The organism is Williamsia sp. 1138 (genome assembly GCF_002095435.2).
Taxonomy (GTDB): Bacteria; Actinomycetota; Actinomycetes; order Mycobacteriales; family Mycobacteriaceae; genus Williamsia.
Genome location: NZ_MJEJ02000037.1, coordinates 20703 through 37206 on the forward strand (window position 1 = coordinate 20703; position 16504 = coordinate 37206).

A 16504-nucleotide genomic window follows, 5' to 3' on the forward strand; every position below is an offset into this window, starting at 1 on the left:
CCCGACCTCGGGTAGGTCGGGGAGCTACCAGTGCACGCCCTTGAGTACGCGTGCCAGCAGGATCTGCTCGGACTCGCTGCGGCCTTGATCACCGCGCGCCGCGGCGGAGTCCGGGAACACCTGATAGGCCAGATGCAAGATTCGAAACGCCAGCTTGGGCGTGACGGTATGCGCGACGGACCCGAGATTGCCCAGGGCAGTGTTGATCTCGTGTGGCCGGTCGACCAGCGCCGTGATCACCTTGTCTGCGGCCTGACCTGGACTGATGGTCGGGAACCGGTCGTAGAGCTTGGTGGGGGCGATCATCGGTGTCCGCACCAGCGGCATGTGGATCCCGGTGAAGGAGATCCCGTCGCCGACCAACTCCGACGACACCACGTTCGACCACGAATCCAGCGCCGCCTTCGACGCGACATAGGCACTGAATCGAGGCGGATTGGTCTGCACCCCGATGGATGAGACGTTGACGATGTGGCCACCGCCCTGTGCACGCATCGTCGGCAGCAGACCGATCACGAGCCGGATCGCACCGAAGTAGTTGAGCTGCATGGTCCGTTCGAAATCATGGAACCGGTCTTCCGACAGCTTCAACGACCGGCGAATCGAGCGGCCGGCATTGTTGACGATGAAGTCGATGTGGTCGAAATCGTCGCCGAGTTGCTTGGTCAGCGCGTCGATCGCGTCGAGGTCCGACAGGTCGCAGCCGTATGCGTAGGCGGTGCCGCCCTGCCCCTCGATCAGATCCTTGGTCGCCTCGAGTTTGTCGAGTCCGCGGGCCACCAGGATCGGGATGCCACCGGCTTTCGCGACCTTGACGGCCGTGACGAGTCCGATTCCGGACGAGGCGCCGGTGATCACCACCGTTTTGCCCGACAGCGCCTTCACGACATTGCGATCGGATTTGATCGAGTCGTCGAGGAACTGTTCCCAATAGGTCCACAGGTTGGCCGCGTACGTGTCGAGTTCGGGCACCGAGATGCCGGACCCCGCCAAGGCCTCCTCCGTCGCGTAGGAGGAGAAGGTTCCCGGGAACGACACGTGCGCAAGGACTTCGGGCGGTATTCCCAACCGCCCGATGGTCTGCCGGAGGGCGAACTGCGCCGGACCCGACCGTACGACGGTGCCGAGCAGGGAGCTCGGTTGCAGGGCGCGGGGCAGCAGATACGTCGGCACCAGGTCGGTCACCGAACGGTCGACTGGTACCGCGAACTTGGGTGCGCCCGCGGCTGCGGCAAACGTGTTGACCATCCCGACCGTGTTCTGTGGTTTCGGGTTCACCAGGTGGAAGGCTTCGCCGTCTCGGCCGGGCAGATGCGCCAGGTGATCCATTGCTCGCGCGACGTAGTCGACCGGGACCACGTTGGTGTCCCCGAGGTCGACGCCCAGGAGCGGTAGCGCCCCTGGCAGCGCATCTCGCATCCGCCTGAACAGCGGGAAGAAGTAGTACGGCCCGTCGATCTTGTCCATCGCGCCCGTTTCCGAGTGTCCGAGGACGATCGCCGGCCGGTAGACGCGCCAGGGGACAGTGGCCTCGTCACGGACGATGCGTTCGGATTCGAACTTGGTGCGGTGGTACGCCGACAGCAGTTCCTGGCCCTCGTCGAACATCGATTCGTCGAACCGGCCGCGGAACTCACCTGCCGCCGCGACGGAGGAAACCTGATGAAAGCACCCGACGTCGAGTGCCTCGGCCAGAGAGATTGCCGCTCGGGTACCGCCGACATTCAGCATCTCGTTGGCCTCGTCCGAGGCGGTCATGTCGTAGATCGCCGCGAGGTGGAAGAAGTGGTCGATGTCGCCCCGATGGTCGGCGATCCACGCCGGGTCGACTCCGAGATTGTCGGCCTGCAGGTCCCCGACGACCGGGGTGACCCGATCGGTATCCCATTGCCGGATGAGTCGCTCGATCTTGCGGCGCGAGCCTCTGCGCACCAGCACGAAGATCTCGCCGTCGCGATTGTCCAGTAGTTCGCCGAGCAGATTTCGACCGATGAAACCTGTGGCCCCCGTCACAAAATACGCCATACCCGCTGACAGTAGTGTGGCGCAGCCGCTACGTCACCTCCGGTCGGCGTCAACCGGTGGAGCTGTTTGCGAAGTGGGCCTCGATGATGGCCCGGACCGTCTTGCGGCACCGTCCGCAGTCCGCCCCCGCGCCACACGCGTTGGCGACCTCCTTCGAGGTCCGGGCACCATCTGCCACCGTCTGTTCGACGACGTGACTGGTGACTCCTTGACACAGACAGACGTACATGAGGGGTCCCGGACTAGGTCTGCGGCTGCAGGTCCAGGATCCGCTGTAGCTTTCCTACGAACAACGGCGGATACACCCCGACACCGGCCCCCGACATCCACTCGGCGGCGGCGTCGGGATGCTCCACCCACGCGACCGCGTTCTCCTCGGTGTCGAGTTCTTGCAAGATCATCACTTCTTGGCGGTCGTCGAGCGCCTGGTAGATCCAGACCCGGCGGACGCCGGCGGAGATGAACCTCCGCAGACTCTTCCGCACCGCACCGACCAGGGCGGGCACGCTCGCCACCGGAGCGATCGCCGCGACGAGAATGCCCGAGTGATCGGACTCCGCCGAGGCCAGATCGATCTTCTCCACCACCTCGCCGGCGAACAGCGGGGGAATCTCTTCCACACCCGCCGCGTCGAACCAATCGAACACCGCCGGATTACGAACGAGCTTCTCGATCGAGCCGCGATCATGCAGTCCGAGCGTCGCGAACACCCGCCGAGGGTCGTCCAGGCCGCGGTAGACCACCAGATGCCGGGCGCCGAGCCGAGCAAGTGAGTCGTTGTTCTCGGACAGTCGCTCGACGATTCCCTCACCGCTGGGCAGGGAAAAATCAGAGGCCAGGATGCGCGAATGCTCGGACAATTTCAATCCCTGCTCGTCGGTGCCGGTGGATGTCACCCGAACTGCATCGTACCGAGATAAATTGCTTTCACACGTGATGTCCACAGCCCCATCAGGAACAGCCCTCCCGATGAGAGACGTCAGGTGTCATTGACGTGAGGAGAAACCATGCAAGGCGATCCGGAAGTTCTCAAGCTGCTCAATGAGCAGTTGACCAGTGAATTGACGGCGATCAATCAGTATTTTCTGCACTCCAAGATGCAGGACAGCTGGGGCTTCACCGAAGTTGCGGCGCACACCCGCGCAGAGTCCTTCGAGGAGATGAACCACGCGGAGGCGATCACCGATCGCATCCTGCTTCTCGACGGACTGCCCAATTATCAGCGGCTGTTCTCGCTGAAGGTCGGGCAAACGCTGCGCGAACAGTTCGAGAGCGATCTGCAGATCGAGATCGATGTGGTCGCCCGCCTCAAACCCGGCATCGTGATGTGCCGCGAGAAGCAGGACACCACGAGCGCCAACTTGCTCGAGAAGATCCTGGCCGATGAGGAAGAGCACGTCGACTACCTGCAGACACAGCTTCAGCTGATGACGACCTTGGGCGAAAACCTGTATCTCGCCCAGTGCGTCAGCCGTCCGCCGGCCTGATCCGAAAAGCGTTCTCAGCACGAGAAATACCGATGCACCAGTAGGCCGTGAGGTCATTCGTCGGAGCTGTTGTGCGCGGCTCCGACGATGACCGTTGCGCGCCCTCTACCTGGTAGGTTCCTCATGTCAACACCAAAGTTCCACCGTGAGGAATTGATGATCAAGAAGACCGGCACCTTCTTTGCTGCTCTGTGCGCTGTTCTGGCACTGACCGCCCTGGGGGTGTCCACCGCATCGGCCGCGCCCGCGAAGGTCAACCTCGGCGGTGGATCCGGAATTCTCTTGCCGGAACGCAACGGACAAGCCTCGGCGTGCACCCTCACGACGATCGGTCGCGACCAAGACAACGCACTCGTCGGACTGACCGCCGGTCACTGCGGCCCCGCCGGCACCAAGGTCTTCGCGGAGGCGGCCCAGAGTGCGGGCCCCGTCGGTGAGGTCACCTACAAGAACGCCGATCTCGACTACGCGATCATCCGATTCGACGCGAACAAGGTCAACCCGGTCCAGAAGATCGGTGGGGTGACGATTCGCAGCCTCCGTACGCAGGCGCCGCAGTTCCCCGAGATCAGCTGCAAAGAAGGACGCACCACCGCCAACACTTGCGGCATCACCTGGTTCTCTGACGGTTTCGCGCACTACAGCCAGATCTGTGTCGTCGAAGGTGACTCGGGCAGCCCGGTCGTGGTCGGCGACAGGCTCATCGGGATGGTCAACGCCTACTACTTCATCGGCTGCATCGGACCGGAGACCGGCACGAACATCAAGCCGATCCTCGACGACATGAAGCGCCACGGCGTCACGGAGTTCCGGGTCGCCTGACCGACATCTCGGCCTTCCGCCGACGGTCCTGTTCTTCGATTTCCGCCCACCTCCGCCACTCCTCGAGCCCGTACTCCGCGTCGGCGCCGAAGGGAGCTCGCGGCAGGTGGGCGGTTTTCTTTGCGTTCTCCTTGAACACCATGAAGACGCCGATGAATGCTGGGATCAAAACGTACAAGAATTCCATGTCTGAAATTGTGCTTGCGAACATTTCTTGCCACCACTGGCCATTTTGACAGTCTCCACAAATTTTCTGCCATAATGGCTGCATGCTCCGATCCGTCGCCGTCATCCTGCAAGAACCGGTCGCCGCCTTCGAGTACGGCGTCGTCTGCGAGGTGTTCGGTGTGGACCGGACAGACGAAGGAGTGCCGCGCTTCGATTTCCGGGTCTGCGGCATCAATCCGGGTACGCCACTGAACTTCACCACCGGCGCCCAGGTGATCCCCCAGTACGGACTCGACGCGTGCGCCGACGCCGACCTCATCGCCATCCCCGCCGGCCAGGTGCGCTCCGACTTCAACGAAGAGGTGCTCGACGTCTTGCGGGCCGCCGATGCAAGAGGGGCGTACATCCTGTCGGTGTGCACCGGGTCCTTCGTGGTCGCCGCAGCCGGTCTGCTCGACGGCCTGTCGGCCAGCACCCACTGGCGATACGGCAAAGAGATGTCCGAGCTGTTCCCCCACGTGCAGGTCAACACCGACGTCCTCTACGTGGAAGAGGGCAACATCATCACCAGCGCAGGCACTGCCGCGGGGATCGATGCCAGCCTGCACCTGGTCCGGAAAGAACACGGACCCACCATCGCGAACAAGATCGCCCGCCGGATGGTCGTACCCCCGCAGCGCGAGGGCGGCCAACGTCAATTCGTAAAAGCGCCCGTCCCCGTGTGTGACACGGATGGTTTCGGCGAGGTGCTCGGCTGGATGCTGCAGAACCTGAGCGCCGACATCGCCATCGCGGACCTGGCGACCCGGGCGCACATGTCGGCCCGGACGTTTGCGCGCCGGTTCGCCGACGAGGTGGGCACCAGTCCCCTGCGCTGGCTGACCGAGCAGCGTGTACTCGCCGCTCAAAGTCTGCTCGAGACCACCGATCTCGGGATCGAAGAGGTCGCCCGCCAGGTCGGCTTCAGTTCGGCGACCCTATTGCGCCATCACTTCGCGGCAATCGTCGGCATCACACCGACCGCCTTCCGCACCCGGTTCGGCACCGCGGCCAGTTGAGGCCAGATCAGTCGGCGTCGGACTCGGCCTGGTAGGAATCCTCGAACGAGATCCTCGGCAAGCTGGTGGCCGCGTAGATCGTCAGCGCCAGGAACACCAGGAACGTCAGGGCGAAACCGATTGCCAGCGCGGCGAAACCGTAATGGACAGACTTCTGGACAATCGCCGAACCGTCAGCCACCCAGAGCGATCCGAATGCGCCGAGAACGGCTCCCAGCAGTGCCCACGCCGCACCCCTGGCCCGCGGGCCGACCGTGGAAACGTAGAACAGACGCTCGTAGATGGCGGTCTCGAACTCGTCCACAGCCGCGCCGCGTACCGGGTCATCAGCTGCGATCGCCCGCAGTTTGCCCGCAAGATCGACGTCTCGGTCGAGGCGGGTCGCCTCCTGCTGTCGGTACCGGACGTACAGACCGACCCCGACCACCAGCGCGAATACAAAGATCCCGGCACCGACTCCACCCCACGCGACATCATCCACCTGTAACACGTTACAGCTGTCACGACGGTCGAGCTCCCTCCCCTTCGCCCCGCGGGTGCAGTCATTTGAACTGTCTATTGAGCTGTTCTCCATGGCCTGGGGTGCCTACGATTACTCCGGTATCGCAGACGCGAGGGATCACCTCTGAAGGGGAATCGGTGACATGGCCGAGTTACTAGGATTGACCAAGCGCATCGTGGAGGCGCGGCTCAACAACTCCTCGATCAAGGCCGTGAGCGGATCGATGGTTTCCTACCAGGGTCAGGTGGAGTTCAAGTCGGCCGGATTCGGCGGCGGCTCCGGCCTGGTGGCCGGCCTGAAACAGAAGGCCACGGGCGAGTCGCTCAAACTGATGGAGTGCACCGGCAACGGGATCGTGCACCTGGCCATCCAGGCGCAGTACACGACTGTGCTGCAACTGAACAACGAGACCATCCAGGTGGAATCGCGGCAGCTGCTCGCGATGGCAGGCAATCTGCAAACGAATGTCCAGTTCTCCGGACTGGGCGGAATGTCCAGCGGACAGGGTCTTTTCACCACCACCGTGACCGGAACGGGTCAGGTCGCCCTCTTGTCGGCGGGCGGGCCGCTGATCCACCTCGAGGTCAACCCCAACCTTCCCCTCGTCGTGGATCCGGACGCCTTCGTTTCTGCGAAAGGCCAACTGCAGCAATCATTTGTGACTGACGTCAGCTGGCGTTCGATGATCGGGCAGGACGGCGGCGAGGCATTTTCTCTGCGCTGGCAGGGCCAGGGCGTCGTGTCGATCCAACCGGCGGAACGGTGAATGGCATGGTATTCCAGAAGATCAACTCAAAGGTCGTGAAGGTCAACGTCGGACAAGCGGGCGGTGTGGTCGCACGCAAGGGTGCGATGCTTTTCTACACCGGGCAGGTCCATTTCTCGCCCCATCAGGTACCGGGTGGCGGCGGAGGCATGCCGGGGATGGGCGGCATGGGGGCGATCGCCGGCATGGCCGGACGCATGATGCGCGGCGAGCACGAGGCCACCATGCTGGCGCAGGGCAACGGTGAGGTCCACTACGGATTCGCCGGTCTCGCAGTGCATGTCATCGACATGCCACAGGGCGGACAAGTCACCGCCGACGCCTCGCGAACCCTCGGGTACACCGCCGGGCTGCAGGCCTCGATCGTCTCGATGACGTCGCAGGGTGGCGGCGGAGGCGGCGGTCGCGGCGGCGGCCTGATGGGGGCCCTGCGGGGCGCGGCGACCGGCGCCCTCACCGGCGACGGCATGTTCACCACCCAACTGCAGGGCACGGGGTCGGTGGTGCTCCTCGCGCATGGTGAAGTGCTCGAGATCCAGGTCGGCGGGCAGTACCCGGTGATCGTCGACCCACAGGCCTTCGTCGGCACGTTCGGCAACGTGCAAACCCAGTTGAAGTCGACGGCGGGCTGGCGTGACGCTGTCGGCCGCGGCGCCGGAGAAGCTATGCAACTGCAATGCCAAGGCCAGGGAACCGTATTCGTGCAAGCCTCCGAAGAGAAGCTGTAGGGAAAGCCATGAGCGACATCTTGAACCCGTCCATGTTGCAGGGCGACGACAACATCCCCGGCAACACCTACGCCTACTACATGCAGCTGACCAAGCCGTGGATCATGTCCAAGGGCGCGATGATCGCGTACTACGGACAGATGCAGTTCCAAGCGCTGATCCAAGGCATGCAGACGGCGATGATGCAGCAGCTGGCAGGTACGATCAGCGCCCCCTTGTACATGGGCGACTACATCATCGCCCAGGGTCAGGGCACCCTGATCATCGGCGACCGTGGCTACGACATCAACTCCTACGACCTCGAGGACGGCAATCTGACGGTGCGGGCGGCCAATCTCCTCGCCTTCGAACCAGGACTGCAGCTCAATCAATCGATCGTGCCCGGCTACCTGACGCTCATCGGCACCGGTAAGTTTCTCGCCTCGTCGAACGGTCCGGTCATGTTCGCCGAACCCCCGCTGCGCGTGGATCCCGAAGCCCTTGTCGGATGGGCCGATTGCCCCTCACCCAGCCACCACTACGACCAGAGCTGGATCACAGGCTTCATGGCAGCGGGCGCTGCGATGATGGGGGCCGCGAGTGGTGAGGAACAGCAATTCGACTTCACCGGCTCGGGCACGGTCTTGATCCAGTCCAGCGAGAAGGTCATCAACGATCACAACCTGGTGCGCACGTTGGAGAGCCAGATCCCGGGACTGTCCACGATGGGTCTGCAGCGTCTGAATCAACGGATTCAGCAGCAGATGGGCCAGCAGCAGGCCTACTGACGCAGTCGTTGCTCACACGGCGTAGACCAGCGCCAGGCCCGCGGCGCAGGCGGCCACGGAAATCATCAGGGATCCGGCGGCATAGCCCACCGCCAGCCCTGAGCGACCCTGCTGGGTCAGACGCACCGTCTCGAAACTGGCCGTGCTGAAAGTGGTGTAGCCGCCGCAGAATCCGGTGCCGACGATGGCCTGTAACTCTGACGCGCCGGCGTGGAAGATGACGATCCCCGCGATGAGGCCGATGATCAGGGATCCGGTGACGTTGATGATCGCGGTGCCCCATGGGAACGGCGACGGCAGGCGCCGCTTGCACTCGGAATCGATCACGAAACGCACGACCGCACCGAACGCACCTGCCAGCGCCACCCAGACGATCACCGGTCTGCCGCCGCTCGCGTATGGATGGCCGCGGCCACCGCGATACCCGCCCAGGCCAGCAGCGCGCCCGCGACCACTGTTGCGACCGTATAACCCGCCGCAGTCGCGACATCTCCTTCACGAAGAATCAACGACGTCTCCAGCGCGAACGCACTGTAGGTGGTGAAGGTGCCGCAGAATCCGGTTCCGAACAGCAAGCGGGCCCGCTGACGCCATCCGGTGTCATCACCGAGGCGGGCCAGTGCTTCCAGGGCGACCCCCAGCATGAAAGCACCGATCAGGTTGATCACAAACGTCGCCCACGGCCACTCGGGAGCGTGAAAGGGGTATGCCTTCTCGAGCAGGTACCGAGCGCTGGTACCGACCACGCCTCCGGCGAAGATCCACGTCAGTGCACCCGGTCGCAGGTGCAGGGGCCGGGTGGGTCCGGTGTCCGGGTCCGAGGGCAACTCGGGATGTGAGTCCTGCGGATTTACCACGACAAGAATGTACGTCGCCAGGCCTCACCGTGCACACGAGTCGACCAACCGCACACGGATACACGAAAGCCCCCTGCGGCCATCGGGCTGGGCCGCCAGGGGGCTCTCGACAACAGGCATCACGGGGGGATGACACCTGTCGGTCTTCGAGGTCAGGTCATGCGACCTGTGCCTGCCACATCCAATGCAGCTGCTCCAGGCGTGCAGCGATCGAGATCAACAGATCTTGCGTGACAGGATCGGCCTTCTCGGTCACCTCGATGCGCCGGCGCAATCCGTCGACCACGGTCTTGATATTGGCGACGATGGCCGTCACCACGTCGACATCCTTGGTCCAGCCCGCACCGAAACCCTTGGTGCCTGCGGTCTTTGCCACCGTCTCGGAGCGGCCGTCGGGACTCACTCCGATCGCGGTGGCCCGCTCTGCTGCGGCGTCGGTGAAATCACGTGCCGCGGTGACGAGCTCGTCGAGTTCGAGGTGGACCGACCGGAACTGCTGACCGACCACGTTCCAGTGCGCCTGCTTGGCGATGAGAGACAGGTCGATCAGATCGACAACTGTGTCCTGCAACGCCTTTCCGGCGACACCCTGCTGGTCATTGTTCAATGTGCTGGTGATGGGGTTTGTCATGATTGATCCTTTCCTTGCGGTGTTGCTTGTACGGTTCGGGCGCTGCCGTGCGCTGATTCATGCCCCGGCACGTACACCCTCTTCGACCTTCTTGCCCAGTTCCGGGTCGACATTGCTCCAGTACTCGAAAACCCTGGACAGGACCGGTTCTGTGACGCCGCCCAAAACGTGTCCGACGATGTTGCCCACCAACCGTTCTCGCGCGTCATCGTCGAGCACCTCGCGGTACAGGGTGCCGGCCTGCGTGAAGTCGCCGTCTTCGGGATGGTCGATATAGCCGGCCCGGGCCGCCTGCCCGTCGAACTCCCACACCCCTTCATCGCCGGCGGCGTTCGGGTCCGCATGCGGTCCACCGAAGGAGTTCGGCGCGTACACAGGCACGTCGGGTGCGCTGAAGTTGTACGCCATCGCACCTTCCTTGGAATAGGTGTTGACGACGGCCGCTTTGGCTGAATTCACCGGGAGGTGCGAATAGTTGGCGCCGATCCGGTAGCGATGCGCATCCGCATAGCTGAAGACACGTCCGAGCAGCATCTTGTCGGGCGAGAACCCGATGCCGGGAACCACGTTCGATGGTTCGAACGCAGCGAGTTCGATCTCGGAGAAGAAGTTGGCCGGGTTGCGGTTCAGCGTCCACTTGCCGACCTCGATCAGCGGATAGTCCTGCTGCGACCAGACCTTGGTAAGGTCAAAGGGATTGAACCGATACCCTTCCGCCTCATCGACGGGCATGACCTGGATCTTCAAGGTCCAGGTGGGGAACTCGCCCCGCTCGATCGCCTCGTAGAGATCCTGGCGGTGGTAATCCGGGTCGGTGCCTGCCAGCTCGTCGGCCTTCGCCTGGGTGAGGAACTCGATGCCCTGGTCCGTCTTGAAGTGATACTTCACCCAGAACCGTTCTCCCGCTTCGTTCACCCACTGGTAGGTGTGCGAACCGAACCCGTCCATGTGTCGCCAGCTCTTGGGTATGCCGCGATCCCCCATCAGCCAGGTCACCTGATGTGCCGTCTCCGGACGCAGGGTCCAGAAATCCCACTGCATGTTGTGGTCACGCAAACCTGAACCGGGAAGCCGCTTTTGACTCCGGATGAAGTCTGGGAACTTGATGGGGTCCTTGATGAAGAAGATCGGCGTGTTGTTTCCGACGAGGTCGTAGTTGCCGTCCTCGGTGTAGAACTTCATCGAGAAACCGCGGGGATCGCGCCAGGTGTCAGGGCTGCCCTGTTCGCCGGCGACCGTAGAGAACCGCACCAGCGACTCCGTGGTCTTGCCCGGCTGCAGGAACTTGGCTTTCGTGTACTTGGAGACGTCGCCTGTGATCGTCAATTCACCATAGGCGCCACCACCTTTGGCGTGGACGACCCGCTCAGGCACTCGCTCGCGGTTGAACTGGGCGAGCTTCTCGATCAGGTAGTGGTCATGCAGGAGGATCGGGCCCTGGGTTCCTGCGGTCAACGACTCATTGTCGCTCGCGACGGGAATTCCGGAATTGGTGGTCGTTGTCGGGGTCATTGCTTGCCTCCTGTTTCGAGTACGACGAAAAGAGTGTTCGCCGCACAAGTGATGTTGCGAGCGGAAAAGCGTGTGTTGGCAGAGTCAGTGCGCGCCGGCCGCGTGACAGACCGGGCACAGTCCCCAGTACGTCACCTCTGCCTCGTCGATGACGAAACCGTGGTCGACGTCCGGGGCCAGGCAGGGAGCCACCCCCGTGGCGCAGTCGACATCCCGGATCACACCGCAGTTGCGACAGACAACGTGGTGGTGATTGTCGCCGGTTCTTCTCTCATACCGGACCGGCGACCCGGCGGGTTCGATACGCCTCAGGAGCCCGCGCTCGGAGGACACCCGTAAGACGTCGTACACCGTCTGCGTCGATACGCCGCCCAGTCGGCCGCGAACCTGATCGGCCACGAAATCGGCGGTCGAGTGCGGATGGCGTTCCAGTACATCGAGCACCGCCACCCTCGGCGCCGTCACACGAAGGCCCACGTCGCGCAGCTGCTGCCGCACGTCGTGGTGTTCATGTTCCGTTGCCATGACACCACCCTACGCGCTTATCTGGAATCAGTCCAGAAAAGGGGTTTCCGAATCGCGACAAACCCGACAGGTAGGCCGTCCGTGACCGCCCTCACCTAGTCTTGAACTCTCAGCCCAGCCCGGGAGGCAACCATGTCGAAGTCAAATGTGCGATCGGTTCTTCGTCTCGCAGTGGTCAGCGCGCTGGTCGCGGTCACCGTGTCCTTGGTGAGCATCCCGGCGGCGAGTGCCGCGGGCATCTGCCCCGGTGCCGGGCAGGCCCCCGTGTTGGTCGCCCGCATCCCCGGAGCCGCCCTCGAAGGCGTGACGGTCGATCCGGCGGGCAGGCTCTACACAACCGACATCGTCACCGGTCGCCTCTATCGGGTCGACCGCCCTGGAGCCAGAGCCGTGCCGGTCGCAACCGTCCCCGGCGGCAACGGCGGAGGCGCCCTGGCCTGGACCCCGGACGGAACGCTCCTGGTCGGCTACGGGGCGGATCCCCGCGTACTGGTCGGCGATGCCCTACGCGCGGCATCGATCGCGAAGTTCACTCCGGCGACCGGGCGCCTGACACCATTCGCCGGCGGACTCAGCGCCGCGAACGGCCTGGCGGTCGCGGCCAACGGGGTCACCTTCGCCACCAACGACTTCGGATCTCTGGTCGGCAGGGTGTTCCCGAACGGCGCCGTCCAGGCAGATTGGGCGCGGCTGCCCAGTGCCAACGGCGCCGTGCTCGGCAATGACGATGCTTACCTGTACGTTTCGCGTACCTTCGTCAATCCCGGCGTGAGCCGCATTCCTCTCCGCAATCCCGGCGCGCCCCAGTCCCTGGTCACATTCGGTGGCGGCGACGTCATCGCAGCGGCCGACGGCCTGACGCTCGATTCCCGCGACCGTCCGATCGTGCCCACCGACATCAGCGGCGAGATCCTGCGGGTGACCGGGCCGAACCAGTTCTGCGCGTTGGCCTCCGGGCTCCCGGGCTCGAGTGTCGTCACCTACGGCCGCGGCGGAGCAGGCTTCTCGGACGGGCGGCTGTTCCGGGCCGGGTTCGACGGTGACATCTACGAGATCCCCGGCGGCTTCGATCCGAACGCCCGTACCGCCGCCCCCTGAACAAGGCGCTATCCACCACGAAACGCGCCGGTAGCAACCGGCGCGTTTCGCTGTGGCGCAGTGCGTCTTCCGGTTAGATCACCAACCCGAGCAACAGCACCACGATCAGACCGCTCACGGACAACACCGTCTCCATGATCGACCAGGTCTTGATCGTCTGTCCGACGCTCATACCGAAGTATTCCTTCACCAGCCAGAAGCCGGCGTCGTTGACGTGGGAGAAGAACACCGAGCCGGCGCCGATCGCCAGCACCAGCAGGGAGATCTCACCGCTGCTGAGACCGTCGATCAGTCCGAGCATCAGCGAGGACGCGGTGATCGTCGCAATCGTCGCCGAGCCGGTCGCGAGCCGGATCAGGGCCGCGAGAACCCAGCCGAGCAGGAGCACCGACACGTTCGCGTCGCTCGCCCAGTCCGCCAGGAGCGTGCCGATTCCGCTGTCGACCAGCACCTGCTTGAAGCCACCACCGGCAGCAACGATGAGCAGGATCCCGGCTATGGCCGGGAGGGCTGCACCGGTGCACTTCGCGATGGTGTCCCGGTCCATCCCTGACCCACGGCCAAGCGTGAACATCGCGACCACCACCGCGATCAGGAGGGCGATGACAGGCGTACCCAAGACGTCGAGGATCTGACGCACGATCTGGTCGTCGTTCTCGATGAAGATCTCGGCAATGGCCTTGCCCAGCATCAACACGACCGGGAGCAGAACGCTGAAGAGGGTGATCGCGAAGGACGGTCGTTTAGTGGTCACGCCGTCGGCGGGGTCGGCATCGAACGTGGTCGGCACCGGAAGCACAACCCATTTGCCTGCGAGCTTCCCGAAGAGTGGGCCGGCGACGATGATCGTCGGGACAGCCACCACGACACCGAGTGCGAGTGTTGTGCCGAGGTCCGCACCGAGCGCGTCGATCGCGACCAGCGGTCCCGGATGGGGCGGCACGAAGCCATGCATGGCAGACAGGCCGGCAAGGGCGGGGATACCGACGGTGATCAGCGACAGACCCGAGCGTCGGGCCACCAGGTAGATGACCGGCATGAGGAGAACGAGGCCGATCTCGAAGAACATCGGCAACCCGATGATGGCGCCCACCAGGGCCATCGCCCACGGCAACATACGCGGCGAGGCGTGGCCGACGATGGTGTCGACGATCTCGTCGGCGCCGCCGGAATCGGCGAGCAATTTGGCGAACATCGCGCCCAGCGCGATCAGGATGCCGACCCCCGCTGCCGTGGACCCGAAGCCGTCGGTGAAGGATTCCAGGACAGTCGGGATCGCCTCCCCGGCAACCACACCCACCGTCAGACCGCCGAAGACCAGCGCCAGGAACGGGTGGACTTTCGCGATCGTGATGAGGACGACGATGACCGCGATACCGGCCAGCGCTGCCACGATCAGCTGCCAGCCGGCGGCTACCGGCTCGGGCAGTTCAGCGTCGGCGGCAAGCAAGACCACCGATTGTGCGGACATCAGTTCTCCTCGGTTGTGGTTGTGGCGATGAAGTCGTCGACGATGTCGTCGATGGATTGATCGATGTCGATGACCACGCCGCGCTCGTCGTCGCCGAGCGCTTCGAGGGTCTCGAACTGTGAGGCGAGCAGCGACGGCGGCATGAAGTGTCCGGGCCTGCTGGCCTGCCGCTTGGTGATGACGCTGTGAGTTCCGTCCAGGTGAACGAAACGAACATCGGGGCAGTGAGCCCGCAGTTGATCGCGATATTTGCGCTTGAGCGCCGAGCAACTCATGACGCCACCGTCGGGGTGGCCGGCGAGCCACTCCCCGATCGTGTCGAGCCAGGGATACCGGTCGGTGTCGTCCAGTGCCTGACCCGACGACATCTTCGCGATGTTCTCGGGTGGATGGAAGTCGTCTGCATCCGCGAAGGGGACCCGAAGACGTTGGGCAATCGCTGCACCGACCGTCGACTTACCCGAACCGGACACACCCATCACGACCAGTGGTGATCCCATGACTTCTCCTTGCCCGTCTGTGCTGCCGGTCACACATATTGCTCCAAAGATCATACTTTTGCAACCCGCACTACTGATAAGGCAGCTGTTTACTCGTAGCACACCGGAATGAGAGGATATTTGTCATGGCTTCAGATGCGGCTGTCGGCGAACTCCATGGCAGTGTTCTGACCGGAATCGGGACCAGAATCGTGTCCGGTGATCACGCGGCCGGTGCGGTACTGACCCTCGACAGCGTCGGCGTCGAGTACGGGGTCTCACGCACGGTCGCCCGAGAGGCGATCCGCGTCCTCGAATCCATGGGTCTGGTCGCCTCGCGTCGACGCGTCGGCATCACGGTGCAAGCACGAGACCGCTGGAACGTCTTCGATCCACGGCTCATCCGCTGGCGGCTCGACGCCGGCGAACGGACCGGCTTCCTGCTGACCCTCTCGGAACTACGTCGCGGATTCGAACCCGTCGCAGCCGCCTTGGCCGCGGAGCGCGCCGACGAACACCAGTGCCGCATTCTTGCGGCGGCGGTCTCCGACATGGTCGTGCACGGACGCTCCGGCGACCTGACGCAATATTTGCTGGCCGACAAGATCTTTCACCGCACACTGCTGGAGGCGAGCGGCAACGAGATGTTTCGCGCGCTCAGCGACGTGGTGGGCGAGGTGCTCGCCGGACGGACCCATCACGGCATGATGCCGACGCGCCCCAACCCGGCGGCGATCGCGTTACACGACGACGTGGCGCGGGCGATCAGACTCAGGGACCCCGAGGCCGCCGAACTCGCGATGAGAGAGATCATCGTCGAAGCCGCTGCAGCGGTACAGGACCCGACTCGAAACGACTGAACAGTTCTCTACTTGAGGCGATTACCCGGCCTGATCAGATGGCTGGGTTTCATCCGCTCCGACGGCGGCAACCACCGATCGACACTGCGGCGCAACGTGAACAACGCCGACAGCAGCAGCAGCGCGAACTGGATCCAGCCGACGATCCGGAGCGCGCCGGGCACCGATGGGTAATCGAAGAGCAGGTCCATCCCCATCGGGATGCAGAGCAACATCACCACGACCATCGTGACGTAGATGTTCCTGGCGCCGCGACTGCGACGGCGAGAGGTCGCTACGAGAAGCGGGTATTGGATCGCGAGCAGGACGAGTGTGATGATCAGCAATGCGGGCGGGAACAGTCCGGACAAGGAGTCGATGCGATCGGCGGGGGCCGCATTGTTGGGGTCCTGCGCGACACCGACCTGTAGACGCTCGTTCAGCAGATCGCTGATCGCGCCGAGATTGGCGAACCCGTAGACGACGCTGACGAGCGCGGCCACTGCGGCGCCGACCCACAGTAGCCAGGCGTGATGCAAAGACGCAGGCGGCGGGGCCGGCTCGTCGAAATTGGCGTGGTCTTTGTCCTTGGACTTCCGCCCGGCGGCCAGCTCGGCCATGTCGAGGGCGTCGAGCTCGGCGAGGGTCGGCATTCCAGACAGATCTGGCGGCACATGAATCGAGTCCGAGGACCCGGCGCTCGACTTCTCGAGGTTCGGGCGGTCGGACTGCGGATCGGTCGGCTGCTCTTCTGGGTCCTGCGTCACAC

21 protein-coding genes are annotated in these 16504 nt (G+C 63.9%); 8 read left to right on the forward strand and 13 right to left on the reverse strand.

The features are described from left to right. Positions 1 to 24: 24 nt before the first annotated feature. Genes BH683_RS09135 through BH683_RS09145 form a run of 3 tightly spaced genes read right to left on the reverse strand, consistent with a single transcriptional unit; the run spans position 25 to position 2921 of the window. Positions 25 to 2025: an SDR family oxidoreductase gene (locus BH683_RS09135; protein WP_084835942.1), complete on the reverse strand. Its 2001-nt coding sequence runs from the start codon at positions 2023 to 2025 to the stop codon at positions 25 to 27. A 49-nt stretch (positions 2026 to 2074) separates the two neighbouring features. Continuing rightward, positions 2075 to 2254, reverse strand: coding sequence for a (2Fe-2S)-binding protein (locus BH683_RS09140; protein ID WP_084835943.1), 180 nt, complete (start codon positions 2252 to 2254; stop codon positions 2075 to 2077). Positions 2255 to 2267: 13 nt separating this feature from the next. Beyond that, on the reverse strand, positions 2268 to 2921 hold the full coding sequence (locus BH683_RS09145; protein WP_246833274.1) for a fatty-acid--CoA ligase: 654 nt from the start codon (positions 2919 to 2921) through the stop codon (positions 2268 to 2270). A 111-nt stretch (positions 2922 to 3032) separates the two neighbouring features. Between BH683_RS09145 and bfr the strand changes: the two genes are divergently transcribed. Both bfr and BH683_RS09155 read left to right on the forward strand, forming a co-directional pair. Next, complete coding sequence (bfr, locus tag BH683_RS09150; protein ID WP_084835944.1) at positions 3033 to 3512, forward strand: bacterioferritin; 480 nt, start codon at positions 3033 to 3035, stop codon at positions 3510 to 3512. Positions 3513 to 3668: 156 nt separating this feature from the next. Continuing rightward, entirely contained in the window at positions 3669 to 4334 is a 666-nt protein-coding gene (locus BH683_RS09155; RefSeq protein ID WP_084836049.1) for a peptidase S1 family protein, read from the forward strand. On the opposite strand, the gene BH683_RS09160 is transcribed toward BH683_RS09155, so the two are convergent. Next, complete coding sequence (locus tag BH683_RS09160) at positions 4312 to 4521, reverse strand: hypothetical protein (protein WP_143696022.1); 210 nt, start codon at positions 4519 to 4521, stop codon at positions 4312 to 4314. The two genes, BH683_RS09155 and BH683_RS09160, sit on opposite strands and share 23 nt — an antisense overlap. A gap of 82 nt (positions 4522 to 4603) precedes the next feature. Between BH683_RS09160 and BH683_RS09165 the strand changes: the two genes are divergently transcribed. Beyond that, entirely contained in the window at positions 4604 to 5560 is a 957-nt protein-coding gene (locus tag BH683_RS09165; protein WP_084835946.1) for a helix-turn-helix domain-containing protein, read from the forward strand. Positions 5561 to 5567: 7 nt separating this feature from the next. Here BH683_RS09165 and BH683_RS09170 read toward each other — a convergent pair whose 3' ends face one another. Next, positions 5568 to 6041, reverse strand: coding sequence for a hypothetical protein (locus BH683_RS09170; protein WP_246833275.1), 474 nt, complete (start codon positions 6039 to 6041; stop codon positions 5568 to 5570). 163 nt (positions 6042 to 6204) lie between these two features. Between BH683_RS09170 and BH683_RS09175 the strand changes: the two genes are divergently transcribed. Genes BH683_RS09175 through BH683_RS09185 form a run of 3 tightly spaced genes read left to right on the forward strand, consistent with a single transcriptional unit; the run spans position 6205 to position 8323 of the window. Next, on the forward strand, positions 6205 to 6828 hold the full coding sequence (locus BH683_RS09175; RefSeq protein ID WP_084835947.1) for an AIM24 family protein: 624 nt from the start codon (positions 6205 to 6207) through the stop codon (positions 6826 to 6828). Between the two features lie 5 nt (positions 6829 to 6833). Continuing rightward, positions 6834 to 7556: an AIM24 family protein gene (locus BH683_RS09180; protein ID WP_084835948.1), complete on the forward strand. Its 723-nt coding sequence runs from the start codon at positions 6834 to 6836 to the stop codon at positions 7554 to 7556. Positions 7557 to 7564: 8 nt separating this feature from the next. Continuing rightward, positions 7565 to 8323: an AIM24 family protein gene (locus BH683_RS09185; RefSeq protein ID WP_084835949.1), complete on the forward strand. Its 759-nt coding sequence runs from the start codon at positions 7565 to 7567 to the stop codon at positions 8321 to 8323. A 12-nt stretch (positions 8324 to 8335) separates the two neighbouring features. On the opposite strand, the gene crcB (BH683_RS09190) is transcribed toward BH683_RS09185, so the two are convergent. The 5 genes from crcB (BH683_RS09190) to BH683_RS09210 all read right to left on the reverse strand — a co-directional run bounded on the left by crcB (BH683_RS09190) (position 8336) and on the right by BH683_RS09210 (position 11848). Continuing rightward, positions 8336 to 8701: a fluoride efflux transporter CrcB gene (gene crcB / locus BH683_RS09190; RefSeq protein WP_084835950.1), complete on the reverse strand. Its 366-nt coding sequence runs from the start codon at positions 8699 to 8701 to the stop codon at positions 8336 to 8338. Continuing rightward, positions 8698 to 9180 carry a fluoride efflux transporter CrcB gene (crcB, locus tag BH683_RS09195; protein ID WP_084835951.1) on the reverse strand — a complete coding sequence of 161 codons (483 nt, stop codon included), beginning with the start codon at positions 9178 to 9180 and terminating at the stop codon, positions 8698 to 8700. The genes crcB (BH683_RS09190) and crcB (BH683_RS09195) overlap by 4 nt, the downstream gene beginning before the upstream one ends. A 157-nt stretch (positions 9181 to 9337) precedes the next feature. Continuing rightward, positions 9338 to 9811 carry a DNA starvation/stationary phase protection protein gene (locus BH683_RS09200; protein ID WP_084835952.1) on the reverse strand — a complete coding sequence of 158 codons (474 nt, stop codon included), beginning with the start codon at positions 9809 to 9811 and terminating at the stop codon, positions 9338 to 9340. A gap of 57 nt (positions 9812 to 9868) precedes the next feature. Further along, on the reverse strand, positions 9869 to 11323 hold the full coding sequence (locus BH683_RS09205; RefSeq protein WP_084835953.1) for a catalase: 1455 nt from the start codon (positions 11321 to 11323) through the stop codon (positions 9869 to 9871). 84 nt (positions 11324 to 11407) lie between these two features. Next, entirely contained in the window at positions 11408 to 11848 is a 441-nt protein-coding gene (locus tag BH683_RS09210; RefSeq protein WP_084835954.1) for a Fur family transcriptional regulator, read from the reverse strand. A 132-nt stretch (positions 11849 to 11980) separates the two neighbouring features. On the opposite strand from BH683_RS09210, the gene BH683_RS09215 reads away from it, so the two are divergent. Then, the gene (locus tag BH683_RS09215; protein ID WP_084835955.1) at positions 11981 to 12946 is read left to right on the forward strand and encodes an SMP-30/gluconolactonase/LRE family protein; all 966 of its coding nucleotides are present in this window, start codon (positions 11981 to 11983) and stop codon (positions 12944 to 12946) included. A 73-nt stretch (positions 12947 to 13019) separates the two neighbouring features. Here the strand turns inward: BH683_RS09215 and BH683_RS09220 are convergent, their stop codons facing one another. Continuing rightward, positions 13020 to 14417, reverse strand: coding sequence for a gluconate:H+ symporter (locus BH683_RS09220; protein ID WP_084835956.1), 1398 nt, complete (start codon positions 14415 to 14417; stop codon positions 13020 to 13022). After that, the gene (locus BH683_RS09225) at positions 14417 to 14917 is read right to left on the reverse strand and encodes a gluconokinase (protein ID WP_084836051.1); all 501 of its coding nucleotides are present in this window, start codon (positions 14915 to 14917) and stop codon (positions 14417 to 14419) included. The genes BH683_RS09220 and BH683_RS09225 overlap by 1 nt, the downstream gene beginning before the upstream one ends. A 125-nt stretch (positions 14918 to 15042) precedes the next feature. On the opposite strand from BH683_RS09225, the gene BH683_RS09230 reads away from it, so the two are divergent. Further along, entirely contained in the window at positions 15043 to 15756 is a 714-nt protein-coding gene (locus tag BH683_RS09230; protein ID WP_084835957.1) for an FCD domain-containing protein, read from the forward strand. Between the two features lie 8 nt (positions 15757 to 15764). On the opposite strand, the gene BH683_RS09235 is transcribed toward BH683_RS09230, so the two are convergent. Then, entirely contained in the window at positions 15765 to 16502 is a 738-nt protein-coding gene (locus tag BH683_RS09235; protein WP_084835958.1) for a hypothetical protein, read from the reverse strand. Positions 16503 to 16504 lie beyond the last annotated feature (2 nt).

Bases quoted from the DNA above. Each gene is read 5' to 3' on its own strand.
- BH683_RS09135 (WP_084835942.1), bottom strand. From the start codon at position 2,025: ATGGCGTATTTTGTGACGGGGGCCACAGGTTTCATCGGTCGAAATCTG.
- BH683_RS09140 (WP_084835943.1), bottom strand. From the start codon at position 2,254: ATGTACGTCTGTCTGTGTCAAGGAGTCACCAGTCACGTCGTCGAACAG.
- bfr (WP_084835944.1), top strand. From the start codon at position 3,033: ATGCAAGGCGATCCGGAAGTTCTCAAGCTGCTCAATGAGCAGTTGACC.
- BH683_RS09155 (WP_084836049.1), top strand. From the start codon at position 3,669: ATGATCAAGAAGACCGGCACCTTCTTTGCTGCTCTGTGCGCTGTTCTG.
- BH683_RS09160 (WP_143696022.1), bottom strand. From the start codon at position 4,521: ATGGAATTCTTGTACGTTTTGATCCCAGCATTCATCGGCGTCTTCATG.
- BH683_RS09165 (WP_084835946.1), top strand. From the start codon at position 4,604: ATGCTCCGATCCGTCGCCGTCATCCTGCAAGAACCGGTCGCCGCCTTC.
- BH683_RS09175 (WP_084835947.1), top strand. From the start codon at position 6,205: ATGGCCGAGTTACTAGGATTGACCAAGCGCATCGTGGAGGCGCGGCTC.
- BH683_RS09180 (WP_084835948.1), top strand. From the start codon at position 6,834: ATGGTATTCCAGAAGATCAACTCAAAGGTCGTGAAGGTCAACGTCGGA.
- BH683_RS09185 (WP_084835949.1), top strand. From the start codon at position 7,565: ATGAGCGACATCTTGAACCCGTCCATGTTGCAGGGCGACGACAACATC.
- BH683_RS09200 (WP_084835952.1), bottom strand. From the start codon at position 9,811: ATGACAAACCCCATCACCAGCACATTGAACAATGACCAGCAGGGTGTC.
- BH683_RS09205 (WP_084835953.1), bottom strand. From the start codon at position 11,323: ATGACCCCGACAACGACCACCAATTCCGGAATTCCCGTCGCGAGCGAC.
- BH683_RS09210 (WP_084835954.1), bottom strand. From the start codon at position 11,848: ATGGCAACGGAACATGAACACCACGACGTGCGGCAGCAGCTGCGCGAC.
- BH683_RS09215 (WP_084835955.1), top strand. From the start codon at position 11,981: ATGTCGAAGTCAAATGTGCGATCGGTTCTTCGTCTCGCAGTGGTCAGC.
- BH683_RS09220 (WP_084835956.1), bottom strand. From the start codon at position 14,417: ATGTCCGCACAATCGGTGGTCTTGCTTGCCGCCGACGCTGAACTGCCC.
- BH683_RS09225 (WP_084836051.1), bottom strand. From the start codon at position 14,917: ATGGGATCACCACTGGTCGTGATGGGTGTGTCCGGTTCGGGTAAGTCG.
- BH683_RS09230 (WP_084835957.1), top strand. From the start codon at position 15,043: ATGGCTTCAGATGCGGCTGTCGGCGAACTCCATGGCAGTGTTCTGACC.